The sequence below is a fragment of the Kitasatospora sp. NBC_01266 genome (assembly GCF_036242395.1).
Classification (GTDB): Bacteria; Actinomycetota; Actinomycetes; order Streptomycetales; family Streptomycetaceae; genus Kitasatospora.
The window spans coordinates 2,667,509-2,692,422 of sequence record NZ_CP108458.1; the positions used below are offsets into that span (position 1 = coordinate 2,667,509).

The following is a 24,914-nucleotide window of genomic DNA, read 5'->3' on the forward strand; positions in this document are numbered from 1 at the left end:
CTCGTCGGTGCGGGCCGCTACTCCCGCTCGCGCCGGTTCTCCTCCGCCGTCTCGGCCACGGCCGCCTCGTGCCCGGCCACGTAGACCCGGCGGACGAAGTCGGCGGCCTGGTCCTGGGTCAGGTCGCTGGTCAGCGTCATCAGCTCGTCGGTGAAGCGGATCAGCCAGTGCTGTCGGTGTGCCATGCCTCCCATGCCACACCGTCAGCAAGCGGCTCGCGCGCGCTGTCACCCGTTCGGGGGTTCGAGCCCCGAACGGGTCACGGATCCGCAAAACTGGCCGACACCCAGCCCGCGAGGAGCAGCCGATGACGATGACGATGGCCCAGCACATCCACCACACCCTGACCGCCTATCTGGCCCACCATCCCGAGGAAGCGGCCGAGCTGGCCCCCGCGCTCCGCCTGGCCGCCGCCCCCGAGACCGAGCCGGCCGAGCACTTCACCGTCAGCACGGCGCTGCGGGTCCGCGGCCCGCGGGCCGAGGTGCTCTACCTGCACCACCGCGCCCAGGCCGACTGGCTGCTGCCCGGCGGCCACCTGGACCCGGCCGACCCCTCACTGCTCGCCGCCGCCGAACGCGAACTGGCCGAGGAGACCGGGATCGCCGGCGCGGTGCCCGCCGCCACGCTCCCCGTCGACTTCTTCCGCTACACCAGCCGGATCACCGGCCGCACCGCCTACCACGCCCGGTTCGCCCACACCGTGGACGCCCGCCCCGCCTGCCGCCTCCAGGAGTCCGAGGTCACCGCCGCCCGCTGGGTCCCGCTGGCCGAACTGCCCGACGAGCGGCTGCGCGAGCGGCTGCGCGCGGTGTGACCCGCGGATCAGGCAGTCGACCAGGCAGTTGATCAGGCGGCGGATCAGCGGCCGGGGGTCGCGGCGCTGTGCTGATAGAGGTCGCGGAGCAGTGCGATCTCGGCGCCGTGGTGCAGGAGTTCCTGGTTGACCCACCAGACCACGTCCAGGAACCGCTCCTCCGAATCACCGCCGTACGGGTAGGTGCAGTACCCGACCGTGTCGAGCGCGGCGTCGTCGGCGCCGAGCAGCGCCGCTCGCCAGGCGGTCGCGCCGGCCTCGAAGGCGGCGACCGCGTCGGCCGCGCCGGCGGGGCAGGGGTGGTCGTCCCGGGTCAGCGCGCGGCCGCCGTTGGTGTACTCGGCGCGGAGCGCGAGCAGCTCGCTCAGGTGGCTCAGGCGCCAGGCGATCGTGGTGAACGGCGGCGGCACCGGATGCGGGCTCGGCGCCGAGTCGCGCCCCCACGCTCCGGCGCCGACCAGTAGCGTGGCGCGCGGGCCGGGACCGTCGGTGCGGCGCCGGACCGACCAGCAGCCCGGGACCGGCGCCCAGTGGTACTCCTCGTCGGTCAGCGGGCCGACGGGGACGTCCGTGCCGTTGCCGCTGTTCACCAGCGGCCCCGCCAGCCGGCGGTGGAGGCGCTCCCGGGCGAAGTCGAACTGCTCCAGCAGCGGGATCAGCCGGGCGGGGGTCGTCGTCGCCATCGAGCGCTCCTGAGTGGGTCGTTGAACAGGACCATCCGCACCCTGCTACAGGTGGCCGTGCCGGTGCACCCTATTTTCTTTCCAGCACCGGCGACGACCGACGAGACCACGCCAAGCAAGGGGACCAGATGGCACCGGCACGGATCCTGCTGATCGACGCGGCACCGGGCGAGTTGCTGGGCCGGGAGCTGTCCCGGCTGCTCGACCACGGCCTCTCCCCCACCCTGAACCTGCGCCGGCTGCCCGCCGCCGAGCGGGCGGCGGTGCGCGAGGCGTGGCGCGGGCGGGTCGCGTTCGCCGACTTCGACGCCTTCGACGAACGGGAGTTGATCGCCGCGACTGTCGGTGACGGCTTCGGCCACGACGCCGTCAAGTCCCGTTCGGGGCCGCCGTTGCGTGCCGCCTTCCTGGCGGCGGCGGCCGATCCGGCGCTGGCCCACCCGCTGCGGGTGATCGGCCGCGCCGGAGCCGGCACCGACCACGTCGACCTGCCCGCCGCCACCGCGCACGGCGTCACCGTCACCCATACCCCGGGCTCCAACGCCGACGCGGTCGCCGAGTTCGCGCTCGCCCAGCTGCTCGCCCTGACCCGGCGGCTCGACTCCCACAACCGGCGGTCGCACCAGGGGAACTGGCCGAAGAGCCTGGCTCCGGCGGTGGAGCTGTCGGAGCTGACCCTGGGCATCGTCGGCCTGGGCCTGATCGGGCGGGCCCTGGCGAGCAGAGCCGAAGCCCTCGGCATGACGGTCCAGGGCATCGGCCGCGACGGGGACTTGGCCGCCCTGCTGACGAGCAGCCAGGTGGTCTCGCTGCACCTGCCGCTCACCGGGCGGACCCACCACCTGATCGGGCGGGCCGAGTTGGCGCTGCTGCCGCCCGGCGCGATCCTGCTGAACACCGCGCGCGGCGGCATCGTGGACGAGCAGGCACTGGCCGACGCCCTGCGCGATCCGGGCCACCCGCTCGCCGCGGCCGCCGTGGACACCTTCGAGCACGAGCACGCCGCCTTCGCCTCACCGCTCTTCGGGCTGCCGAACGCGCTGCTCACCCCGCACGTCGCGGGCATGACCAGGACCGCGATGGCCACCGCCGCGCTGCGCTGCGCGGACCACCTCGCGGCCCTGCTCGGCGGGCGGGCGGACGGCATCCCGATCGTGAACTGACCTGTCGTCAGACCGTGTTGGACAGCGACGCGGCGGCCGCCGGAACCACCGCGACCAGGTCCGGCGCGGCACCGGTAGCCGCCGGCCGCCGCCCGCGCCACCAGGCCGCGGCCACCGGCTTCGGCTCCGGCTCGGCCCCGGGGACGGCGACGGACTTGACCAGCTCCCCCGTCCGCCCACGGATCTCGACCCGGACCGGCAGCGTGCGGCCTCGCACGCTGGTCCCGCCGGGCCCGACCGGGTGCTCCTGGCCGAGCACCCCGCGGACGGCGGTGACCAGCGCCGCCGCCACGGAGTCCTCGGTGATCTGCCCGAGGTCGTCCCCGAGCCAGTGCAGCACGAGCACCCAGTCACCGCTTCTGCTCGCCGTGCGGGGCTGGGTCGGCTCCGCGCGGATGCCGAGCTCGGCGAGGGCCTCGATCAGCGCCTCCACGTCCTGGCCGTCGAGGTGCTGGAAGTTCTCTTCGATGAGCAGCTGCGCCATGAGTGTTTCCCCCGTGTGCCGGTCGGGCGGTCGCAGGCGGTGCGTCCGCCGGACGTCCCGTGCTGCCGGACTCCCTGACGGACGACCAGCGCCCCCGATGACCATTGACGATCATTCCAACGCACCGGGCGTGCCATCGTTGATCACCTTGACGCGCTCTGTACGCGCGGGCGCCGGGTCTTAACGCACTCTTGCCACCGTGCGCCGCACTGCCTACCCGCGCAGGGCGGTGACCGTCGCGCCGAAGACCTCCTGGCCGTGCTGGGTGATCGTCACGCGCGAGGAGACGTGGGTCGGCAGCTGGGCGGGCAGGATCTCGGCCTCGATCCAGCAGGGGGCGTCGAACTCGACGTAGCGCTGGAAGGTGCTGTGCATCCCCGTGATGACCGGGACCCGGGGATAGGCCACGGCGTACGCGGCCTGGCGGGCGGCCTCCAGGAGCAGCATGCCCGGGGCGTGGTCCGTGCGGTGGTCGAAGAGTGCGGGGTGGGCGAGGTCGGCGCGGAGCTGGAAGCGGTTCGGGGTGTCGGTCGGCGCGAGGACCACGTCGCGGCGGCGGTCGCGGCCCGCGGTGTACGGGGCGATCGGCGGGGCGGGGGTGAGGGCGCCGCAGACGGCGTGCTCGAGGTCGGCGTACTCGCCGCGCAGCCGCTGGTAGATCGCGGGCGACTGGTTGGTGAAGTGCGTGTTCGCGGTGCCCAGCGGCACGCCGTCGCGGGTCACGTCGACATCCATGGTCAGGGCGGCCAGTCGGCTGCCCCGGCGGATCACGTCGGAACAGGTGACCCGGGCGACTATCTCGGCCGGCGTCGCCTCGCAGACGAGGGCCGCCGGGCTGGCCGTCCAGGTCAGGTGGTCCCAGATCTGGCGGTGCCCGAAGGGGGCGTCGTAGCCGAGGTGGCTGAGCAGCGGGATCGCCTGGCGCACGGTCTCCGCGAGGAGCAGCGGGTCGTGCCGACCGTCGGCGGAGTCGTAGAAGCTGTGGGTGCGCGGCCATTGAGCGGTCACGGTGAAGGTGTCGTCGCCGTGCACCTCACAACCGGTCAGTAATACCTCGCTCTGGGCCGCCTTGTGGACGTACTGCCGGGGAATGGTGGAGGTGAGGACGGGGTGGTGCGCAGCGAGAACAGCCATCGAGATGTCTCCTACGGCGTCAACAGCAGCCTGTGGGTGTTGCGGCGCACGGGGGCGGTGCGGCCAAAAGCCGCCCGCCGACTTCCGCGCTTGGCGCCACACCGATAAGATAAAGGACGATCGTTTTTTTTGTCGAGAGGTATTCAGGTGAGCCCCAAGGTGAGGACCCGCCGGGAGCCGCAGGAGCGGGCGGTGCGTACCCGCGCGGTCATTCTGCAGGCCGCTGCGGAAGTGTTCGACGAGTTCGGCTTCAGCGGCGCGTCCATCAGCAAGATCATGAAGCGCGCCGAGGTCACTCAGGGCGCCATGTACTTCCACTTCGGCTCCAAGGAGGAGCTCGCCCACGCCGTGATGATAGGCCAGGGCGTGGGCCTTCAACTGCCGGACGGGGAGGACGGCCTGCAGCGGCTGATCGACATCACCATCTACCTGGGGCGTCAGCTGCAGACCAACCCCGTGCTCCGCGGCGGCGTCCGACTCGCAGTCGAACAGGGCGAGTTCGGCATGCGTGACGACCAGCCCTACCAGCAGTGGGTCGACGTCTTCCGCGAGCAGCTGAGAGCGGCCCGCACCCGTGGCGAGCTCAACGAGGCGGCCGACGAGGACGAGCTGGCCGTGGTGCTGGTCGGCGCCTTCTCCGGTACCCAGCTGTTCTCGCAGGTCACCACGGGACGGGCCGATCTGCCCGAGCTGATCTGCACGTTGTGGCGGTACCTGCTGCCGGCCGCCGCCTCGGACGAGGCGCGCGGTTCGTTCCGGCTCGATCCGGCCGCACCCGGCACCTGCCCAGCCGGCAGCACCCCCGCCCGGTGAGGGCGACCGTACTGGGCGCCACCGGCTTCGTCGGCGGCGCCGTCATCGGCGAACTGCTGCGCCGGGGCGTCGAGGTGAGGACGGCCGGCCGGCGGCCCCCGCGCGACGCGGGACCGGGCGGCGCCGAGTGGGTCTACGCGGACCTGCGGGATCCCGGCTCGCTGCACGGGGTGTGCGAGGGCAGCGAGGTGCTGCTCCAACTGGCCTCGTACGTCGGCCCCGACGAGGAAATGTGCCGGGCCGTCAACGAGCTCGGGACGAACGCGGCCGTCGCGGAGGCCCGGCGGGCCGGGACCGGGCACGTGGTGCTCCTGTCGACCACGGCCGTCTACGGCGCCGGCCCGCACAGCGGGATCGCCGTGCACGGGGTCGAGGCGCGGCCGGTGTCCCCCGCCAGTCGCACCCGGTTGGCGGGGGAACGGGCGGTGCTGGAGGCCGGCGGTACGGTGCTCCGGCCGGGGCTGATCCTCGGGGAGGGGGACCGCTGGGTCGTACCGGCGCTCCAGGAGCTGCTGCGCCGGGTGCCGGCCCGCTGGGACTCGGGGCAGGCCCTGCTGTCGGTGGTCGGCGTGCGCGAGCTGGCCCGGCTGGTCGCAGGCGTGGCCGGGCACCACGCGGGCGTGGCCGGTCACCGCGCGGGCCTGGGCGTGCGGCACGCGAGCCACCCCGCACCGGTCTCGACCGGCGAACTGCTCGACGCGCTGGCCCGCTACGAGGTGCTGCCCGCGGCCGGCGAGCCGTGGCCGCTCGACCGGTGCCTGGAGCGGCTCAGGGCCACCGACGGCAGGATGAGCGAGCGCCAGTTCCGGCTCTTCGCCGAGGACCACTGGTACGCCGACGACGGGACCTGGCAGACCGTCGGTGTGCCGCCCGGGCGGGGTCCGCTGTCCGGACTCGAGGAGGCGGCGCCCTGGTACCGCGCCCAGCTGGCCGGACAGTTGGGGCCGGCGTGACCCTCCGCAGCGCCGGGCGGGGCGGCGAAGGTGCCAAGGTCGCTCGCTCCGACGCCCGAGGTGCCAAATTCGTCGGGACGTTGTGCCAGGTCGGAGCCCCGCCGAAGCGTCCCGGTTAGATTCCCCTGCACCTGATGCCGCGCGTGGCGCCCGCCGCGCCGCGGGCGGACGGTGTTGTCGGGGCGTTCCGGCGGAGTCGACCGGGCGCCCGTGCTGGGATCGCAAACTTCATACCGGGAGTGAACTGTGGGGAGACAGGAGAGAGCCGAGCGGACCCGTCAGGCCCTCGTCGTCGCCGCCGCCGTCGAGTTCGATCGGCACGGCTTCAGCGGCACGTCACTGTCCCAGGTCAGCAAGGCCGCCGAAGTGACGATGGGAGCACTGTCGTTCCACTTCCCGTCGAAGAACGACCTGGCGGCGGAGGTGTGTGCGCAAGGCACCGCCGCCACCCGGGCGGTACTGGACCGGGTGGCGGCCGCGCCGCGGCCGGGCCTGCTGGCCGCGGTCGACCTGACGCTGGCGCTGGTGCGACTGCTGGAGCTGGACGTGCGCCCGCGGGCCTGCGCCCGGCTGTCGCGCGACCTGGCGCCGGAGCTGCCGAGCTGGAACTCGCTGTGGTGCAAGGACATGCGCGAACTGCTCGACCGGGTCCGCCCCGAACTGCCGTCCGCCGCCGCCCCGGAGGGCCTGGAGCCGCTCGTGCGGTACCTGATGGCCGGCGCCGAGGCGTCGATCCGGGAGGGCAGGCTGTGCGGCGGGGTGGCGGACGAACTGGCGAGCGTGTGGGAGTTGCTCGGCCGGGGCCTGGACCTCGGCCCGCTGCCCGGGCCCGTGGTCCGGTCGTCCTGAGCAGAAGTACCGGATACCGACGAGAGGAAGACGCCCCACCATGGACGGTGTACCCGTGCGGGTCTCCCTGCTGCAGATCGAGGTACGGGAGCAGGAGGCCGTGCCCGACCGGCGTGCGCGGGTCGCGGAGCTGGTGCGGCGGCAGCGCGGCTCGGGCCTGGTCGTGCTGCCCGAGCTCTGGCACGTCGGCGCCTTCCGCTTCGACGCCTTCGCCGACCACGCCGAGCCGCTCGACGGGCCGACCGCCCGCGCGCTGGGCGCGGCCGCGCGCGACGCCGAGGTCTGGCTGCACGGCGGTTCGATCGTGGAGCGCGCCGCCGACGGCTCGCTGTACAACACCTCGCTGCTGTTCGCACCGGACGGCGAGCGGCGCCGCACGTACCGCAAGATCCACCGCTTCGGGTTCGACCGGGGCGAGGCGGCGCTGCTGTCGCGCGGCACGGAGATCGTCACCGCGCGGCTGCCCGAACTGGAGCTGACGGCCGGCCTGGCCACCTGCTACGACCTGCGGTTCCCCGAGCAGTTCCGGCAACTGGTTGACGCCGGAGCACAGTTGCTCGTCGTCCCCGCCGGGTGGCCGGCGCGGCGCCGGGCCCACTGGTCGCTGCTGGCCCGCGCCCGCGCGATCGAGTCGCAGGCCTATGTGCTGGCCTGCAACACGGCGGGGACGCACGCCGGGGTCGAACAGGCGGGGTTCAGCGCGGTGATCGATCCGTGGGGCGAGGTTCTCGCCGAGGCGGGGGCGGGCGAGGAGGTGCTGGTCGCCGACCTCGACCCGCGGTCCGTCGCCGCCGTCCGCGCCGAGTTCCCGGCCCTGCGCGACCGGGTCCTCGGCCTGCCCGAGCCGGCGTGACCGGCCGCTTTCCGCAACGACGAAGGCCTCCCGACGCCGGTCAACGGCGCGGGGGGCCTTCGTCGTTGAGGTACTCCGGCAAGTTCTCCCGGCCGGCCCTTGTGTCCGCGGACGGGGTGTGTAAAGCTTCTCGGCGAGCCACTCTGCCTTCTTCCAGGTGCTCATCTCCGGCCGCGCCCCGTGCGCGGCTTTCTTGTTTTCCGCCGCCTCCCGCGCGGCGCGAGACCCCCTCCGGCCCGCTCGCGCGATCCGCGCGCGGGCCGGCCCGTCTTCTCGTATGTCCTCTCGTACGGCAAGGAGTTGCGATCGTGGCGGAGACAGTCCAGCACGACGAGCAGTACTGCACCTCGACCCGCTGCAGCCGGGCCGACCAGGCCGGCCCGGCCCCGCACCGCCGCCGCGCGACGAGCGGGACCCGGCTGTGCACCGCCTGCCGTGCCACGCTGCTGCGCGACCTCGCGGCGCTGCCCGAACTGCACGCCGAGAGCGAGGAGTTCCTGCAGACGGGGTCGACCGACTCCGTCCCGCAGCGGATCACCGGCAGCCGGGAGCAGCGCCTGCCGGTGAGCTCCGGCGCCCTGGAGGCACGGCACGACGCGGTCGCACGGCTGTCGTCCTGGACGCAGGCGGTGCTCGACGAGGTGCCGTCCGCCAGGGCGCCGCGCCGTACCGTCGCCGACATGGCGGACTTCCTCGGCCGGCACGCCGACTGGCTCGCGGCCCATCGCGCGGCCGGCTGCGCGGCCGACGAGATCGCCGCGACCGCGGCGGCGCTGCGTGCGCTGAGCGCCGCGCCGCAGACCGGTCTCGTCCCGCTCGGCCAGTGCTCGGAGCCCGGGTGCACGGCCCCGGTCTCGATGCCGAGCCGGGGCGGCGAGGCGGTGGTGCTGCGCGGTCCCATGTGCGCGGCGGGACATGTGCTCACCCCGCTGCAGTGGCTCGCCCAGGGGCGGTCGGGGACGGGCCGGACCCGGCGGGTGCCCACCGAACTGGCCGCGCTCGCGCTCGGCGTGCAGGAGGGCACGATCCGCATGTGGGCCCGGCGCGGCAAGCTCACCCGCTACGGCACCCGGCAGAGCGCGCTGTACGACCTGGCGGAGCTCACCGCGCTGGCCCAGCAGCGCGAGGCCGGCTAGGCCGTCGCTGGGCAGTACAACAGACCTCTTCCGCGGGCGGGTTGGGGCGGCCGAGGCCGCCGCCACCCGCCCGACGCGTTTCCGGGGACAACCCTTGCCGTCGGAAGGCGTTTTAACAGCATTTTTCACCTTCTTTCCCTGCTCCCAGCCCGTCATGACGAGGAGTCACATCCATGAACGCAAACCGTTGGCAGGACAGCTGGCATGCCCGCCGGGCAGCCTTCGTCGAGGAGTGCCGACAGGCCCGCGAACGCCTGCTGGTCGAGTTGAAGGACCCGCAGGCCGCCCAGCGCAAGGTGCTGGCGGACATCATCGACCTGTGCGCCGGGTCCCTGCACTGGAAGGAGCAGGGCTACGACGCGGTGGCCGCCGACCCGGACTCGTTCCGCGCGGTGCTGCCGGTGATGCGGTACAACGACTTCGCCGCCCAACTCGACCGGGAGACCCGGACCAAGGGCGGCGTGCTCTCGTGCAGCCCGGTACTGCGCTGGCTCAAGACCAGTGGTACGACCGGGGTGCCGAAGCAGGTGCCGTACACCCTGCACTGGCTGCTCACCTACCGGGCGCCGGCGATCAAGGCGATGTGGGGCACCTACCTGGAGCACCACCCCGAACTGCTCGCCCACCCGCACGCCACGCTGGACACCCAGACCACCCGCGAAGACGTGTACGACTTCGTGCACGGGGTGCGCCACCAGGCGATCAGCAACCGGCACCCGCAGATCAACAGCCTGGACTGGAACCCGCCGTGGTACGACTCGCCGTGGTTCGGCCCCGACACGCCCACCGGGCACGCCGCCCGGATGTACCACCGGGCCCGTCATCTCATCGGCAAGGACCTGCACTTCATCTCCGCGATCAACCCGAGCACCCTGGTGTCGATGCGGGACCTGATCGCCGAGCACGGCCCGGCCCTGGTGCGGGACCTGCGCGAGGGCACGCTGGAGGGCGTGCCGTACACCGAGCCGGACGAGCGGGCCGCGCGGCATCTCGAATCGGTCCTGGCGCAGGGCGAGTTCAGCCTCAAGGACGTCTGGCCCTCGCTGACGCTGTACAGCTGCTGGCTGTCGTCCTCGGCCCAGCTGTACCGGGCCAAGCTGGCGGCGGTGCTGCCCGGCGTGGCCAAGATGCCGTTCATGAGCTGCGGCACGGAGGGCGTCACCACCATTCCGGTCGACGACTCGCTGGACAGCCAACCGCTCGCCGTGGGGCAGGCGTTCTTCGAGTTCGTCCCGGCCGAGCTGCCGCTCGGTGACCTGATCGAGCGGGGCGAGGCGGTCGACACCCTGCTGATCGACCAGGTCGAGGCCGGCCGCGACTACCACCTGATCATGACCCAGGGCAACGGCCTCTACCGGCTGTGGACCGGCGACATCTACCGCGTCGACCGGATCGTCGACGGCACCCCCTGGGTGCACTTCGTCCACCGCGACGGCGTCTACCACTCCTTCACCGGCGAGAAGATCACCGAGTCCCAGGTGACCGACGCCATCCAGCAGGGCATGGCGGCCGGCGGCCTGGAGACCGGGCTGTACCTGTGCGGTCCCCAGTGGGGCGACCTGCCGCGCTACGTCGTGGTCGGCGAGGCGCCGCGGCCCGGCCCCGAGTTGGACCGGCGGCTGTCCACGGCGGTGGACGAGGCGCTCAAGGAGATCAACATCGAGTACGCCTCCAAGCGCGACAGCGGCCGCCTCGGCGGCCTGGAGGTGATCACCGTCGAGCGCGACGCGATCTCGGCGTACATCGAGGCGCGCCGCCAGCAGGGCAACGCCACCCAGTACAAGTACAAGCCCTTCCAGACGGACATCGACTTCGTCGCCGACCTCACCGGCCGCTGAACCTTCCCCGAAAGCCGTCCCGCCCCGACGCCGCACCTCCCACCGAGCCATCACCCACCAGCTGAAAGGCAACACGCGATCATGATCGAGACCAAGAGGCCGCCGCAGAACACCCGCCGCGAGATCACCGACCTCCGCTCGGACGACCTCGACCTGGCCCTGCACGTGTGGCGGCCGCAGAGCGGGCGCACCAAGGGCGCCGTCTTCTACTTCCACGGACTGCAGAGCCACGCCGGCTGGACCTGGGAGGTGGGCCCCCGCTTCGCGGACAACGACGTGGCCTTCTACGTCCTGGACCGGCGGGGCAGCGGGATCAGCCCCGGCGACCGCCAGGACCTCCCGGACGCCGAGACGCTGCTGCGGGACTACATACGCGCGCTGGCGCGGGTGCGCGCGGAGATCGGCGAGGACGTTCCGCTCTCGCTGTTCGGCCACTGCCTGGGCGGCTCCTTCCTGGCCGCGCTGCTGCACCACCCGGACTTCGACACGCGCTACGACGCCGCGGTCTTCTGCTCGGCCTGGCTGGGCAAGCTGCACGCCACCCTGGACGAGGACGGGCTGCGGGCGCTGGCCGCGGAACGCGGCACCGAGCCCTGGGACGCCGGCCTGAAGTCCTCGGACTTCACCGACGACCCGAAGTACCGCCACTTCATCGACCACGACGACCTGGCCGTGCGCACGCTCACCCGGCGCTCCCGGGCGACGCTGCTGGAGCTGGAGCGGCGCTATCTCCAGCCGTCCCGGCAGCTTCCGGAGCTGCCGTTCACCTTCGTCACCGGCATGACGGACCCCATCGTCGACCTGGACAGCGCGCACCGGGCCTTCGACGCGCTGGTGTCCGGACGCGGCACGATCATGAAGCTGCCGACGGACAAGCACTACCTCTTCTACACCGGCGTCGCCGACGACCTGGTCGACTGGATGTCGGCCCACACCCTGCTGCAGGGCCTGGTCCGCGATGTCTGAGGCGGTGCTGTACCGGGTCAGGCTGCCGATGGCGACCCCGTTCGACCACCCCGCCGCCCGGCGCACCACCTCCGACAGCCTGGTGCTGCGCATCGGCGTCGACGGGGTGTACGGCCTCGGGGAGTGCGCGCCCCGGCGCTATGTCACCGGGGAGACGAGCGACGGTGTCATCGCGGCGCTGTGCCGGCTGCCGATGGACGCGCTGCTGGCCCGGATCGAACACACGCCCCCGGCCGACCTGCTGCGGCGGCTGCGCGCGCAGGGGTTCACGGCGACCTTCGGGATCGACGGCGGCAACAACCTGGTGTGCCTGCTGGAGACCGCGGTCCTCGACCTGCTGGGACACCGCCTGGGCCTGACCGCCCGGGAGCTGATCGGCGCCGACCGGGACGCCGGCGAACGGCTGGCCGTCTCGCAGGTGCTCGATCTGAGCATCGGCGTCGAGGAGTTCCTCGCCTCCCGGGGACCGTTCCACTTCGTGAAGGTCAAGGCGTCCGACGACATCGCCCGCGACGCCCGCACCGTGCGCGCCATCCGGGACCACGTCGGCGACGGCGTCGCCGTCATGGTCGACGCCAACATGAGCTGGACACCCGCGAACGCGCCGAGCAGGGCCCGCCGGCTGCGCGAGTGCGGAGCGGACCTCATCGAGGAACCGCTGCCGAGCCGTGACTGGGCGAACCTGCGCGCCCTGCGCCGGGTGGCGGGCCTGGGCATCATGCTCGACGAGTCGGTGTGCACCCTGGAGGATGCCCGCAGCGCGGTGGCGGCCGGGGCCTGCGACGCGCTCAATGTGCGGATCGCCAAGAACGGCGGCCTGCTGCGCGCGGCCCGGCTGGTCGACTTCGCCCGCGCGAACGGGCTCGCCTTCCAGATCGGGGTGCAGGTCGCCGAGGTCGGCCCGCTGATCAACGCGGGCCGGGCGCTGGCCTTCGGCAGCCGCGACGCGATGACGGTCGAGGCGGGGCAGTCGGACCGGTTCTTCCCCGACATGATCGTCGCGCCCCCGCCGGCGGTTGACCGGCGCACCAACACCATCGCCCCGGCCGCGGGCCCCGGTCTCGGCATCCGCCTGAACGAGAACGCCGACCGCTGGGCCGTCCTGCGGTTCACCGGCAGCGGGACCGGCTGGCAGCGCACGGCGCTGGCCGCGCGCTGAGCGAGCCCGCGCAACTCCCTTCCCCCTACGACTCCCTGGAGATCCGATGACCCTTCTCTTCGAGTGCGTCCACCGCGGTGAGCGCCACGTCGGCCTCGGGATGCCGGGCCCCGGCGACCCGCTGCACCTCTATCCGGTCAAGGACCTGGACCTGCGGGCCGCCGTGACGGCGGCGGACGGCGACGGCGCCGCGCTCGCGGCGGCGCTCACCAGGGGCGAGGAGCCCGTCGTCGTGCCGGCCGGGGAACGCGCCCAGGTCACGATGCGTCCCCCGCTGCTGCCCGCCTCGGTGGGCGACGCCATGGTCAGCGGCTTCATGCAGACCCACAACGTGAAGGTCGACGCCGGCACGCAGGCCCAGCCGAACTGGTTCCTCAAGGGACTCGGCGACGTCCTGAAGGTCTCCGGCGACGAACTCCGGGTACCGGCAGGCGCGGTGAGCGTCACCGAGGAGGCCGAGGTCGTCCTGGTGTACGTCACCGACGAGGCGGGCGCGGCCCGGTACGCGGGGTACACCTTCGGCAACGACCTCACCGACATCGGCCGGTTCCGGCAGCACAACGGGCACCTGTCGTACGCCAAGCTCTGCGACGCGGCCGTGGCGCCGTGGCTCTTCCTGGGACCCCCGCCCGCCTCGGTGACCGGCGAGGTGACGATCGAGCGGGCGGGACGCGAGGCCTGGCGGGCCGGCTTCAGCACCGGCACCGACGCCATGCACTACCGGATCGCGGACATCCTCCCGGGGCTGTTCGCCCACCGGGCGCTGCTGCACCCGGGCCGGGTGCACTACGTGTATCTGGGTGCCGACCGCAGCAGCTTCCACGGCGGCTTCCGGATCGCGGACGGCGACCGCGTCACGCTCGACTTCGCCGAGCACGGCGTCGTCGTGTCGAACACGATCGACTGGCCCGGGGCCGCGGCGGCGAGCCCGGTCGAGCGGTGACCGCGGCCCGGCCGGTGCGCAGGCTCTGCCGCGTCGAGGCGGAGCAGGCCTGGGCGCACCTCCTCGCGGAGGGAACCGGCCAGGTCACCACCCGGTTCACGGTCCTGGCGGCGTTCGGCGCCCAGTACCTGGACCGGGTGGTGGCCCGCTGGGCGCGGCGGTTCCCCGCGCTGTCGCTGCGCATCGGCGAGCAGGACGACGGCCTCTGGTTCCGGCGGCCCGACGGCGAACCGCCGGGCCGGGCGGGGCAGCAGGAGCTCGGGCCCGGGCGGACGCCGGAGCAGCTGCTGGCCGAGGAGGCCGGGACCGTCCTGCCGCCGTGCGGGCCGCTGTGGCGGCTGCGGATCGTCCACGCCCGGCGCGACTGCGTGACCCACTTCTACCTCACCTGTCATCCCGCGATCTGCGACACCTACACGGTCGGCCGACTCGTGCGGGCCCTGCTGGACCTGCTGTTCGGGGAGGAGCCCGAGCATCCGGGGCCGCCGCACCGATTCACCGAGCAACTCATGCCCGACCAGGACGAGTTGACCTACCGGGCACCGGCCGTGTCAGCCATGCCCGCCGCCCCGTGGCCGGGCACCCCGGCGCCCGCGCCGTCCGGTGCGGGCGTGGTGGCCCAGGCGGGGGCACTCGGAGACCGCCTGTGGCAGCTGTCCCTGTCGCCCCGTCAGCACGCCGGGCTCAAGAGCTGGTGCGGGAGCCGGCGGATCACGCTGGACCAGCTCTTCGCGGCCCTGCTGGCCACCGGGCTGGCCCGCGCGGCCGGCCACGACCGGGTCGAGGTGCTCACCGCCCTGTCGCTGCGCCGGCGCTACGCCGAGAGCACCCGGCTCTCCGACATCGGGTGCTGTGTCGCCACCCTGCGCACCGAGCTGTGCGCCGGCGGCGGTTCGCCGGCCGACCTCGCCCGCGCCTACGCCGCCCGCGTCACGGCCGCGGACGCCGCCTGGCGGCCCGAGCGGCTCGGGCACGCCGGTACCCGCGCGACGGTCACCGACCAGGCGGCCGGGGCGGTGGGAACCACGGCGCGGTTCGCCTCCGAGGGGAGCGCGGACACCGTGCTGGGCGGCCATGCCCGCCGGGTGACGGAGTTCCTCAGCGCGGCACGGCCGGGCCCCGACGTCGCAGCCTCCCTTCAACTCTCGGTTTTTCAAGGACAGTTGAGGATGCTCGTCAGCTGCGGCAGGGCAGCCGCGCAGCGCCGCGCCGCCGAGGCGGTCAGGGCGGAGCTGGCCGGGGCGCTGCCGTACACGTTGGCCAACTCGCCGAACTCGTGTCCGACTCCCTGGCCGGCCTGAAAAAAATACAGATCATTCTCTATTCTTTTTGATGTCGGGCCCTCCGGGGCCCCGCACCACGCACACCTCACGACGAATGGTCGGTGACCGATGGCGCTCCCCAAAGCGTTCTGGCTCCTGTGGTTCGGACAGACGTTCAGTCGCCTCGGAACCCTGGCGCCCGCGTTCCTGATCCTCTACCTGAAGCAGGACAGCATCGTCGACGCGCATACGACACCGCTGATCGTCGGCCTGTTCGGCGCCGGCATCGTGCTGTCCGGGCTCGTCGGCGGGGCCGTCGCCGACCTGGTCGGCGCGCGGCGCACCATCGTCGCCGCCCAGCCGCTGACCGCGGTCACGGCGCTGGTGCTGGGGATGACCACCAACGTGTCCGCGATCTGCGCGCTGTCCCTGCTCACCGGCTTCCTGTCCGCGGTGGACCGGCCGGCCGGGGCCGGGCTGATCGCCGAACTCGTGCCGCAGGAGCAGTTCGCCAAGGCGTACAGCCTCTACATGGTGGGCTTCAACGTGGGCATGTCGCTGGGCCCCGTCATCTCCGGTGTCCTGCTGACCTGGTATCCGCCCGCGCTGTTCTGGGTCTGGGCACTGTGCTGCGCCATCTACGCGGCCCTGGTCTGGCGGCTGCCCGCCGATCAGGTGCGACCCACCGGCCGGCGGGGCGGATCATCGGCGCTGCGCGGCGCCCTGCGAGGGATCGCGGAGCCCTTCCACTCACCGGTGCTGGTCGCCTTCCTGGCCCTGACCTTCCTGCTGGCCTGCATCTATCTCCAGGTCAACTCGGCGCTGCCGCTGGACATGCAGGGCGCCGGGCTGAGCCCGGGCGGCATCGGCTTCGTGCTGGCCGTCAACGCGGTCCTGTCCGTCGCCCTGCTGCCGCTCTCCCCCCGGCTCGTCAAGGGGCTGCCCGACCATGTGCCGCTGATCCTGGCGAGCGCGCTGTTCGGCACCGGCTTCGGCCTCAACGCCTTCGCCCACGGCATGGCCGGCTTCGTCCTCGCGACCGTGGTGTGGACGCTGGGCGAGGTGGTGTGGGCGCCCATGTCGGCGACGTTCATCGCCAACCGGGCGCCGGCCGGACGGGCCAGCACCTACCAGGGGTCCTACTTCTTCGCCTGGAACGCCGCCTTCGTGGTGGGCGGCCCGGCCGGGCTGGCCATGGCGAACTCCTACGGCTACGGCTCCCTGTGGTCCGCCACCTTCCTGCTCGGGGCCGGCGTCGCGCTCGCCTTCTTCTTCATCACCCGGCTGCGGGGCTTCACGGTCGCCGAGGACCTCGCGAAGCCGGGCCCGCAGGCCGAACTCACCCTCACCTCAACGCAGTCACCCAAGGGAGCAGAATCATGACCGCACGCACCGCACTGCTGGTCGGCGCCGCCGGCGGCATTCTCAGCGAGGTGGCCCTCGGCCTCGCCAAGGAGGGGCACCCGCTGGTCCTCTTCGACCGCGACGAGTCGGCCGTCAAGGAGCTGGCCGCACGACTCAGCGAGCACACCAAGGTCGAGACGGTCGTCGGAGACATCACCGACCTGCCCGCCGCCGAGCGGCAGCTGACCGAGGTCGTCGCCCGGCACGAGATCGGCATCCTGGTCAACGGCGTGGGCGGCGACACCCGCATCATCAAGTACCCGGAGCTGACCCGGGAGCACTTCGACCAGGCCTTCCTGGAGAACGTGCTCAGCAGTTGGATCGCCGTCAAGGTGGTCGGCCCCGCGATGACCGCGGCCGGCTACGGACGGATCGTCAACTTCGCCTCGGCGGGCGGCCGTACGTACAGCCACTTCAACAACGCGGCCTACGTCGGCGCCAAGGGCGCGGTCATCTCGATGACCAAGCAGCTGGGGTACGAACTCGCCGGCAGCGGAGTGGTGGTCAACGTGGTCGCCCACGGGCCGATCGCCACCGCCCGGGTGGCCGGTGCCTTCGAACGCCGCGACGAGGCGTCCCGGAAGGACGTGCTCTCCCGGCTGCCGATGGGCCGCTACGGCACCGTCGCCGAGGCCGTGGGCAGCGTGCTGCACCTCTGCTCCGAGAGCGCGGGCTACTCCACCGGCACCGTGATCGACATCAACGGCGGCCTCTACATGTGAGCCCCGCCCCGCGCGAAGCCCCGCCCCGTGTGAAAGCCCCACTCCCCACCTTCAGGAAGGAACCCCCATGGCGAAGTTCGTAGTGGAGTTCGAGTACAGCGTCGACCGCGAAGGGCGCCAGGAGCTGCATCCGGCGCACGCCGCCAACCTGTACGACCTGGCCGAGCGCGGCATCCTGCTGCTGGGCGGACCGCTGGCCGACGCCAACGCCGGCCTGCTGGTCTACGAGGCCGAGGACCGGGAGCGGCTCGAGCAGCTGCTGGCCGAGGAGCCGTACGTCAAGGGCGGCATCGTCGCCCGGACCCGGATCCGCGAGTGGTCGCCCGGCAAGGGCAGCTGGATCGAGGCGCTGAACCGGCCGGGGCAGCACGCCGCCTGAGCGTCCCGCTCCCCCATCGATACGAGAGAGGGTCACCTCACGTGCACACCCAGCCATTTGACGCCGCTGCCGGCGCCCGCCGCCCCGTCGGCGAGGACGGCCCCGGCTGCCTGGACCGGGACCGGCTGCACGCCGGGATCGTCGATCCGGAGATGGACTCGATGCGGATCCTGAGCGAGACCGCGATGAAGTTCCCCGCGGCCCTGTCGTTCTCCTCCGGCGCCCCGCACGACGGCAACCACGACCTGTCGAAACTGTCGTACTACACCGACCGCTACCTCAAGCATCTGGAGGACCAGGGGGTGCCGCGGCAGCGGATCACCCGCCTGATGTTCCAGTACGGCCCCGTCAACGGCTTCATCCAGGACGAGGTCGTCCGGATGCTGCGGCACGACGAGGACATCGAGGTCGGCCCCGAGGCCGTCATGATCACCCACGGCTTCCAGGAGGCCACCCTGGTCGCCCTGCGCGGCCTGTTCAGCTCCCCCGACGACGTGCTGCTCGCCGTCTCCCCGGCGTACGTCGGCATCCGCGGTGCCGCCCGGATGCTGGACATCCCCCTCCGGCCGGTGCCCGAGGGACCGCACGGACTCGACCCCGAGGACGTGGCGGCCGCGGCCCGCGCCGTGCGCGCCGAGGGCCGGCGCCCCGTCGCGGTCTATCTGGTCCCGGACTTCTCCAACCCCTCGGGCACGGTGGTGCCGCTGGACGCCCGCCGCCGGCTCCTGGAGGTGGCCGCCGAGGAGGACCTGATCATCCTGGAGGACAACCCCTACGGGCTGTTCGCCCCCGACGGCGAGAAGATGCCGACCCTCAAGTCGCTCGACGAGCGGCGCCGGGTCGTCTACCTCGGCTCGTTCGCGAAGTCCGCGTTCCCCGGTGCCCGCCTGGGCTACCTGATCGCCGACCAGGAGGTCACCGACGCCGACGGCACCCGGCGCGCACTGGCCCAGGAACTGTCCAAGGCCAAGGCCATGTTCACGGTCGGCTCCTCCTCGCTGTCCCAGGCGGTGATCGGCGGCATGCTCGTCGACCACGACTACGACCTGACCACGCCCACCCGTGAACTGGCGGCGGTCTACCTGGAGCGGCTGGACGCCGCCCTGCGGGCGCTCGCCGAGCACTTCCCGCCGGAGCGGTACGCCGAGCACGGCGTGCGCTTCAACACCCCGCGCGGCGGCTTCTTCGTCGTGGTCGAGGTCGACTTCGAGGCCGACCTCGCCGCCATGGAGCACTCCGCCCGCCACTACGGCGTCAGCTGGGCCCCCATGCGGATGTTCCACCTCGACGGCGGCGGCCGGCGCGCCCTGCGGCTCGGCATCAGCAACCTCGATCCGCAGGACATCCGTACCGGCATCGCCCGCCTGGCCCGCTTCATCGCCGACACCCCGCGCACCGGGGTCTGACGGACAGCCAACCCCAGGGTAAGGAAACGAACATGAGCAGTCTGACCGAACCGCCGGTCGCGGTCGTCGTGGACGGGTACTCGGCCGGGAACTACTACCCCGAGGCGTTCGCGCGGCTCGGTGCCCGGGTGCTCCACGTGCAGAGCACCCCCGAGCTGATCCCCGCCATGCTCGCGCCGGACCTCGCCGCGTACGCGGAGAACATCGTCTCCGGTGACGAGCAGGTGCTGGCCGACAAGCTCCGCCCCTACCACCCCGTCTGCGTCATCCCCGGCCAGGAGTCCGCCGTCATGCTGGCGGACCGGCTCAGCGAGGCGCTGGGCGTCCCGTCCAACGGGACCGCCCGCTCCCGGGCCCGCCGGGACAAGTACGAGATGATCGAGGCCCTGCGCGAGGCCGGGGTGCGCTGCGCCGACCAGTTCAAGAGCGGCGACGTCGAGGCCGTCGTCGCCTGGGCCGAGGCGCGTGGCAGCTACCCGGTGGTCGTCAAGCCGCTGAGCTCGGCCGCCTCCGACGGCGTCCACGTCTGCCACGACAGCGCGCAGGTCCGCGGCGCCGCCGAGACCGTGCTGGCCGTACCGGACATCTTCGGCGGGACCAACACCGAGATCCTGGTGCAGTCCTACCTCAAGGGCACCGAGTACATCGTCGACACCGTCAGCAGCGACGGCCGGCGCTACGCCTGCGGCGTCTGGCAGTACGAGAAGACGCTGCTGCCCTCCGGCAAGAACATCTACAACCGGGACATCCTGCTGGACGCGCAGCGCGACCCGGTGCCGGCGCTGATCGCCTACGTCGACGAGGTGCTGGCCGCGCTCGACGTGCGGTGGGGCCCCGCTCACGCCGAGGTGATCGTGACCGACGAGGGACCCGCCCTGGTCGAGATCGGCACCCGGCTGAACGGCAACATCGACGCCGGTTTCCACGACGTCTGCCTGGGCCACAACCAGGCCGCCCTGGCGGCGCTCGCCTACACGCGCCCCGAGGAGTTCCAGGCGCGGTACGGCGGGCGGACCTACCGCCGGGTGCAGCCGGCGGTGGTCTACAACGCGCCGACCGAGCTGGACGGTTCGGTCGAGTCCGTCGACCCGGCGGTGGTCGAGGAGATCTCCGGGCTCGGCAGCGTCCACCGCGTCGCCGTCAAGCTCTCGCCCGGGTCCCGCATCCGGCCCACCGTCGACCTGCTGACCAGCCCGCTGCGCGTGTACCTGACGGACCCTCAGGAGGAGCGGGTCACCGCCGAGTACCGCCGGGCGCGTGAGCTGAAGGACGCCGTCTACCGCGTGCGGTGACCGTTCCCTTCCGAACCGCCTTGATTCTTCCGCCCGTTGGGCGATCACCCGGACCATCCATCCTGTCGATTCATGGAGGACAGCTGTGCACAGCCGTATCGGAATCTTCCTCTCGCCCGTCCACGAGACCGGTCAGGACCCGCACCTGGCGATCCGCCGCAACCTCGACCTGGTCGAGTACGTCGACGAACTCAACTTCGACGAGGCGTGGTTCGGTGAGCACCACACCCTGGGCTGGGGCCTGGTGGGCGCGCCGGAGACGCTGATAGCCGCCGCCTCCCAGCGCACCCGCCAGATCAAGCTGGCCCACGGCGTGGTCCCGCTCTCGGGCCACCACCCCTTCCACGTCGCCAGCCGCGCGGTGCACCTCGACCACCTCACCCGTGGCCGGTACATCCTGGGCGTCGGCCCCGGCGTCCCGTTCGACGCGAAGATGTTCGGGCTGGACCAGCCGGTGCAGCGCCGCCGCCTGGACGAGGCGCTGCCGACCGTGCTGGAGCTGGTCAACGGCGAGCAGCGGGTCACCCAGTCCACGGACTGGTTCGAGCTGAACGACGCCAAGCTCCAGCTGCCGCGGTTCAGCCCGCAGGGCATCGAGGTCGCCGTGGCCACCTCCGGGACCTCCCAGTCCAGCCCGCGCCTGATCGGCCGCTACGGCCTGAGCATGACCTCCTTCGCGCTGCCGTTCGCGCTGATGACCCCGGGCGCCCCGGCCCACATCGGCCTGGCGCACCAGTGGAAGTACGCCGAGGAGGCCGCGGCCGAGCACAACCAGACGCTGCACCGCGAGAACTGGCGCATCGCCTTGCCCGTGCACGTCGCCGAGACCCGCGAGGAGGCGTTCGCCGACGTCCGCGAGGGTTACGACCGCTGGCTGTTCGAGTACTTCGGCAAGGCCGCCGGCCGCGAGGTCATCGACGAGAACACGCCGCGCTCCAGGGCGCTGGAGGCCCGGGTCGAGGCGGGCGGCGCGCTGGTCGGCTCGGTGGAGGACGTGGTGGCGGGCATCCGCCGGATCCACGAGATCACCGGTGGCTTCGGCACCCTGCTGGTCTACGTCGCCGACTGGTGCTCGTGGGAGAAGACCAACCGCAGCATGGAGCTGCTGGCGCGCTACGTCGCACCGCAGATCACCGGCTCGGCGGCGCGTCCGCAGGAAGCCGTCGACTGGGCCATCGCCAGCCGGCAGAAGTGACCCGTCCAGGGCCGGGGCCGGCCGCGGAGCCGGCCCCGGGCCCGGGCAGCACACCAACGACGTCGCCCGCCGGCACGTGCCGGCGCAGGGCGAGAGGGCGGAAGAACTGATGCTGGATCAACGCTCGTTCCGAGACATTCTGGGCCGGTTCACCACGGGAGTCGCGCTGATCACCGCGCACACCCCCGAGGGTCCCGTGGGAATGGCCGTCAACTCCTTCACCTCGGTGTCGCTCGACCCTCGGCTGGTCGCGATGTGCGCCGCGCACACCTCGACCACCTGGCCGGCCATCCGCGCCGCCGGCGGCTTCGCCGTGACGATCCTCGGCGAGGGCCACGCGGAGCTGTGCCGGACCTTCTCGCTGCGGGGCACCGACCGGTTCTCCGGCCGGAACTGGGCGCACACCCGCGCGGGGCACCCCGTCGCCCCCGACGGGCTGGCCTGGCTGGACTGCCGCATCACCCAGATCCACCCGGCCGGCGACCACGACCTGGTGATCGCCGAGGCCACCGAGGGCGCACTGGCCGAGCAGGCGGGGCCCCTGGTGTTCCACGCCGGCCGGTTCGCGGAGCTCGTGGCCTGAGGGCCGCTCCGTCCCCTGTCGGGTCGGCGTCACCCGCGCCACCCCGACCGAACGAAGGGCTGTTCCGCGTGTCCGTGACCGATTATTCGCGAGCCCTCCTGCCGTCCCAGCACGGAGCGGAGCAGGACGGTCTGACCTTCGTCAGGACCGCCCCCCGCCAGCTCGTCGACCGCGCCGCGGTCGCCGAGGTGCTGATCACCGACTGGCGGCAGCTGGGCGCCGACACCTTCCACCTGGGTGCCCAGTGGCCGCGCGGGCACGCGTTCTACACGCCGCTCGCCGGCAGCTGGTACGACCCCCTGCTGGTGGCCGAGACGCTGCGGCAGGCCTCGGCGCTCGTCGGGCACCTCTACTACGGGGTGCCCGACGGACACCCCTCCTTCATCGAAGCGCTGGACGTCGAAGTGGTGCCCGCCGCACTCCTGTTGGGGCAGTGCCCGGCCAACGTGCGGCTGGAGGTCTCCTGCCGCGACGTCCGCCACCAGCGGGGCCGGCTGTCCTCGATGACGCTGGAGGCCGACTTCCTGCGCGGCGACACCCTGCGCGGCGACACCTTCGCCGGCACGGGCCGGCTGGTGCTGCGCTTCCTGGAGCCGCCCGCGGACCAGGGCGTCCCGGGCCAGCGGTACCGCGTCCCGGATCCGCGCGGCGGTCCGTCCTGCCGCACCGGGCGCTCCCGGGTGCGGGACCTGCCCGCGCTGGCCGAGCCCGTCCCCGCGGTCGTCGTGGGCCGGCTGCACGAGCACGACGTGGTGCTCGGACTGGACGGACGGCCGTCCGGGCCGGGTGAGTCCAGCTGGCAGCTGCGCGTCGACCCCTCCCACCCGGTGCTCTACGACCCGTTGGCCGGCCATGTTCCGCCGATGCTCTTCCTGGAGGCCGCGCGGCAGGCGGCGCAGGCGGTCTGCGCGCCGTACCGGATGCTGCCGGTCGACGTCCGCAGCGCCTTCCGCGCACCGGCGGATCCGGCCCTGCCCTGCCGGGTGACCGCGATGCAGCTGCCGCCGCAGGACGCGGGCGAGGACGCGGTGGTCCGGGTGACGGCGACACAGGACGGGCGCCCGGTGTTCGACAGCGTCGTGGTGGCGAGTCTGTGCGACTGAGGCGGACGCGGCATTGAAAAAAATACAGATCGTTATGTATTCTTTTGCTGTCCGTCCCTGATGACAGAACCCAGCCCGGGGAGAGCTCACGTGGCCGCGTACCGCCTGTACCGATCCCGACCGGATGTCACCACCTTCGCCGAGGACCTGTTCGCGGTCCTGCCGCGCACCGACCAGCGCCAGTGGGCGGAGGTCTACCTGCGGGGCCTGCTCACCGTGTCCGGTCGCAAGTCGCTGCGCCGGTTGGCACTGGCCGTACCGGGTTCGCGCACCGCGTCGCAGTGCCTGCAGCAGTTCATCAACGCCAGCCCCTGGGACTGGGCCCCGGTGCGCCAGGAGCTGGCCCGCACCGTCGCCGCCGCGCGGCCGCCGGTCGCCTGGACGATCGGCGCCGCCGTCATCCCCAAGCGGGGCGAGCACTCGGCCGGCGTGCACCGCCGCTACGTCCCCGAGGCCAGCCGTACGCTCAACTGCCAGGTGGGGCTGGGCCTGTTCCTGTCGAACGAGGAGTGCAGCGTCCCGGTGGACTGGGAGCTCTTCCTCGACGAGGGCTGGCGCACCGACGCGGACCGGTTGCAGCGGGCCCGGATACCCGAGGAGGCGTCCGGCCGCTCCGAACTGGCCCAGCTGCTGGACCTGTTGGACCGCCGGCCGGTCGAACCGGCGTCGCACCCGACGCCCCTGGTCGCCGACCTGTGCGACCTGGCGGGCGCCGACCGGCTGCCCGCCGAGCTGGCCGGGCGCGGCGTGGACTACCTGGTGCGCGTCCCGCCCGCCCAACTCCTCACCGCCGTCCCGGCGCCGGGCCACCCGGCGGCGCCGCGCGCGGCCGCGGAACTCCTGCTCGCCCCGCCCGCGCGGCACCGCCTGCCGATGCTCGTCTCCGTCCCGGTCCGCCTGCCCGGCTCGGAGCTCCCGCACCGCCTCTGGGCCCACCAGCCCGGAACGGAGCCCCGCGCGACGCGCTACTACCTCACCGACCTGGCCGACGCCGGCGCGGACCGGATCATCTCCCTGCTGCGCCACCTGGAGCGCACCCGGGCCGCGTTGGCCACCCTGGGCGAAGCCTTCGGGATGCTCGACTTCGCCGGACGATCCTTCTCCGGCTGGCACCACCACATGACGATGACCTCCGCCGCCTACGCCTACAGCCGCGTCATCGCCACCACCCGCCCACCCGCCGTCCGCCTCCCCCACCCCGTGCGCCCCGGCCTCTGCGCCGGCATCCCCGCCACCCGCACGGTCAACTCCCGGCCGGGGCACCACCGGCACGGCAGGGCACTGGTGCGGGGCGAGGCGGTGGGGGCGGGATCGGGACTGCTGTCCGCCGGCGCCTGAGGCCGCGCGCTGGAGGTCCAGCACCACGCGCTCAACGCGGGCTTCCACCGCGCCCTGTCACTCCCCGGCCCTCTCATCGCCGCCACCGCGGAACTGAACCGCCGGACGGTCCTCCACTACGACGGCGACTTCGACATGATCGCCTCCCTCACCGGCCAACCCACCGAATGGGTCGTACCACCTGGCAGCGCCGACCACTGAGCATGCGGCCTGTCAGGGGGCGCAGATCCGGACGGGCGATGGGTCAGTCCTCGCATTGTCCGAGGGACGTTCGAGGGACGGGCGAGGGGCTTTTCGCCGCCTCACACGGCAGGCCCCTGGGGGACGCACGAGTCGGCCTGTACGCCGGGTTCTGTCTCCTCAGGGGCAGTGAACCGCGAGAATGCCGTCCAGGTGAGCCTGATCGCCACAGCATCGCCACACCCCCGGACAGCAGCCT

General features: G+C 72.8%; 25 protein-coding genes and 1 pseudogene. 22 read left to right on the forward strand and 4 right to left on the reverse strand.

Annotated elements, in window-relative coordinates:
• Positions 1 to 17 precede the first annotated feature (17 nt).
• Positions 18 to 185 (reverse strand): hypothetical protein, encoded by a 168-nt coding sequence (locus tag OG403_RS11245; protein WP_329563700.1) that lies wholly within the window; start codon positions 183 to 185, stop codon positions 18 to 20.
• Between the two features lie 122 nt (positions 186 to 307).
• Here OG403_RS11245 and OG403_RS11250 point away from each other — a divergent pair, with 122 nt between their 5' ends.
• Positions 308 to 817, forward strand: coding sequence for an NUDIX domain-containing protein (locus OG403_RS11250; protein ID WP_329563702.1), 510 nt, complete (start codon positions 308 to 310; stop codon positions 815 to 817).
• Positions 818 to 861: 44 nt separating this feature from the next.
• Here OG403_RS11250 and OG403_RS11255 read toward each other — a convergent pair whose 3' ends face one another.
• Entirely contained in the window at positions 862 to 1,500 is a 639-nt protein-coding gene (locus OG403_RS11255) for a DinB family protein (RefSeq protein ID WP_329563703.1), read from the reverse strand.
• A gap of 128 nt (positions 1,501 to 1,628) precedes the next feature.
• Here OG403_RS11255 and OG403_RS11260 point away from each other — a divergent pair, with 128 nt between their 5' ends.
• Positions 1,629 to 2,663: an NAD(P)-dependent oxidoreductase gene (locus OG403_RS11260; RefSeq protein ID WP_329563705.1), complete on the forward strand. Its 1,035-nt coding sequence runs from the start codon at positions 1,629 to 1,631 to the stop codon at positions 2,661 to 2,663.
• A gap of 7 nt (positions 2,664 to 2,670) precedes the next feature.
• On the opposite strand, the gene OG403_RS11265 is transcribed toward OG403_RS11260, so the two are convergent.
• Both OG403_RS11265 and OG403_RS11270 read right to left on the reverse strand, forming a co-directional pair.
• A complete protein-coding gene (locus OG403_RS11265; RefSeq protein ID WP_329563707.1) occupies positions 2,671 to 3,147 on the reverse strand; it encodes a hypothetical protein in 477 nt (158 codons plus the stop codon).
• 213 nt (positions 3,148 to 3,360) lie between these two features.
• Complete coding sequence (locus OG403_RS11270) at positions 3,361 to 4,281, reverse strand: ScbA/BarX family gamma-butyrolactone biosynthesis protein (protein WP_329563709.1); 921 nt, start codon at positions 4,279 to 4,281, stop codon at positions 3,361 to 3,363.
• A 147-nt stretch (positions 4,282 to 4,428) separates the two neighbouring features.
• Here OG403_RS11270 and OG403_RS11275 point away from each other — a divergent pair, with 147 nt between their 5' ends.
• The 20 genes and pseudogenes from OG403_RS11275 to OG403_RS11370 form a co-directional block, all read left to right on the forward strand.
• On the forward strand, positions 4,429 to 5,094 hold the full coding sequence (locus tag OG403_RS11275; RefSeq protein ID WP_329563710.1) for a ScbR family autoregulator-binding transcription factor: 666 nt from the start codon (positions 4,429 to 4,431) through the stop codon (positions 5,092 to 5,094).
• Positions 5,091 to 6,047, forward strand: a complete 957-nt coding sequence (locus OG403_RS11280) for an NAD-dependent epimerase/dehydratase family protein (protein WP_329563712.1) — start codon at positions 5,091 to 5,093, stop codon at positions 6,045 to 6,047. The genes OG403_RS11275 and OG403_RS11280 overlap by 4 nt, the downstream gene beginning before the upstream one ends.
• 246 nt (positions 6,048 to 6,293) lie before the next feature.
• Positions 6,294 to 6,896 (forward strand): TetR family transcriptional regulator, encoded by a 603-nt coding sequence (locus OG403_RS11285; protein WP_329563714.1) that lies wholly within the window; start codon positions 6,294 to 6,296, stop codon positions 6,894 to 6,896.
• A gap of 55 nt (positions 6,897 to 6,951) precedes the next feature.
• Positions 6,952 to 7,749 (forward strand): carbon-nitrogen family hydrolase, encoded by a 798-nt coding sequence (locus tag OG403_RS11290; protein ID WP_329572254.1) that lies wholly within the window; start codon positions 6,952 to 6,954, stop codon positions 7,747 to 7,749.
• Between the two features lie 308 nt (positions 7,750 to 8,057).
• Positions 8,058 to 8,885, forward strand: coding sequence for a hypothetical protein (locus OG403_RS11295; RefSeq protein WP_329563716.1), 828 nt, complete (start codon positions 8,058 to 8,060; stop codon positions 8,883 to 8,885).
• Between the two features lie 173 nt (positions 8,886 to 9,058).
• Positions 9,059 to 10,723, forward strand: coding sequence for a GH3 family domain-containing protein (locus tag OG403_RS11300; protein ID WP_329563718.1), 1,665 nt, complete (start codon positions 9,059 to 9,061; stop codon positions 10,721 to 10,723).
• Positions 10,724 to 10,804: 81 nt separating this feature from the next.
• Positions 10,805 to 11,689: an alpha/beta fold hydrolase gene (locus OG403_RS11305; protein ID WP_329563720.1), complete on the forward strand. Its 885-nt coding sequence runs from the start codon at positions 10,805 to 10,807 to the stop codon at positions 11,687 to 11,689.
• Positions 11,682 to 12,848, forward strand: coding sequence for a mandelate racemase/muconate lactonizing enzyme family protein (locus OG403_RS11310; protein ID WP_329563722.1), 1,167 nt, complete (start codon positions 11,682 to 11,684; stop codon positions 12,846 to 12,848). The genes OG403_RS11305 and OG403_RS11310 overlap by 8 nt, the downstream gene beginning before the upstream one ends.
• A 46-nt stretch (positions 12,849 to 12,894) precedes the next feature.
• On the forward strand, positions 12,895 to 13,791 hold the full coding sequence (locus tag OG403_RS11315) for an FAH family protein (protein WP_329563724.1): 897 nt from the start codon (positions 12,895 to 12,897) through the stop codon (positions 13,789 to 13,791).
• Positions 13,788 to 15,092, forward strand: coding sequence for a hypothetical protein (locus OG403_RS11320; RefSeq protein WP_329563725.1), 1,305 nt, complete (start codon positions 13,788 to 13,790; stop codon positions 15,090 to 15,092). The genes OG403_RS11315 and OG403_RS11320 overlap by 4 nt, the downstream gene beginning before the upstream one ends.
• A 90-nt stretch (positions 15,093 to 15,182) precedes the next feature.
• The gene (locus OG403_RS11325) at positions 15,183 to 16,436 is read left to right on the forward strand and encodes an MFS transporter (RefSeq protein ID WP_329563726.1); all 1,254 of its coding nucleotides are present in this window, start codon (positions 15,183 to 15,185) and stop codon (positions 16,434 to 16,436) included.
• Entirely contained in the window at positions 16,433 to 17,179 is a 747-nt protein-coding gene (locus tag OG403_RS11330; protein ID WP_329563727.1) for an SDR family NAD(P)-dependent oxidoreductase, read from the forward strand. The genes OG403_RS11325 and OG403_RS11330 overlap by 4 nt, the downstream gene beginning before the upstream one ends.
• A gap of 67 nt (positions 17,180 to 17,246) precedes the next feature.
• On the forward strand, positions 17,247 to 17,558 hold the full coding sequence (locus tag OG403_RS11335; protein ID WP_329563729.1) for a YciI family protein: 312 nt from the start codon (positions 17,247 to 17,249) through the stop codon (positions 17,556 to 17,558).
• A 41-nt stretch (positions 17,559 to 17,599) separates the two neighbouring features.
• Complete coding sequence (locus OG403_RS11340) at positions 17,600 to 18,964, forward strand: aminotransferase-like domain-containing protein (RefSeq protein WP_329563730.1); 1,365 nt, start codon at positions 17,600 to 17,602, stop codon at positions 18,962 to 18,964.
• Between the two features lie 32 nt (positions 18,965 to 18,996).
• Complete coding sequence (locus OG403_RS11345) at positions 18,997 to 20,256, forward strand: ATP-grasp domain-containing protein (RefSeq protein WP_329563732.1); 1,260 nt, start codon at positions 18,997 to 18,999, stop codon at positions 20,254 to 20,256.
• Between the two features lie 85 nt (positions 20,257 to 20,341).
• Positions 20,342 to 21,451 (forward strand): LLM class flavin-dependent oxidoreductase, encoded by a 1,110-nt coding sequence (locus OG403_RS11350; RefSeq protein WP_329563734.1) that lies wholly within the window; start codon positions 20,342 to 20,344, stop codon positions 21,449 to 21,451.
• 109 nt (positions 21,452 to 21,560) lie between these two features.
• Positions 21,561 to 22,034 (forward strand): flavin reductase family protein, encoded by a 474-nt coding sequence (locus tag OG403_RS11355; RefSeq protein ID WP_329563735.1) that lies wholly within the window; start codon positions 21,561 to 21,563, stop codon positions 22,032 to 22,034.
• Positions 22,035 to 22,102: 68 nt separating this feature from the next.
• A complete protein-coding gene (locus OG403_RS11360) occupies positions 22,103 to 23,137 on the forward strand; it encodes a ScbA/BarX family gamma-butyrolactone biosynthesis protein (RefSeq protein WP_329563736.1) in 1,035 nt (344 codons plus the stop codon).
• 90 nt (positions 23,138 to 23,227) lie between these two features.
• Positions 23,228 to 24,475 (forward strand): IS701 family transposase, encoded by a 1,248-nt coding sequence (locus OG403_RS11365; RefSeq protein WP_329563738.1) that lies wholly within the window; start codon positions 23,228 to 23,230, stop codon positions 24,473 to 24,475.
• A gap of 3 nt (positions 24,476 to 24,478) precedes the next feature.
• Positions 24,479 to 24,676: pseudogene (locus OG403_RS11370) on the forward strand (VapC toxin family PIN domain ribonuclease); the annotation flags it as partial.
• Positions 24,677 to 24,914 lie beyond the last annotated feature (238 nt).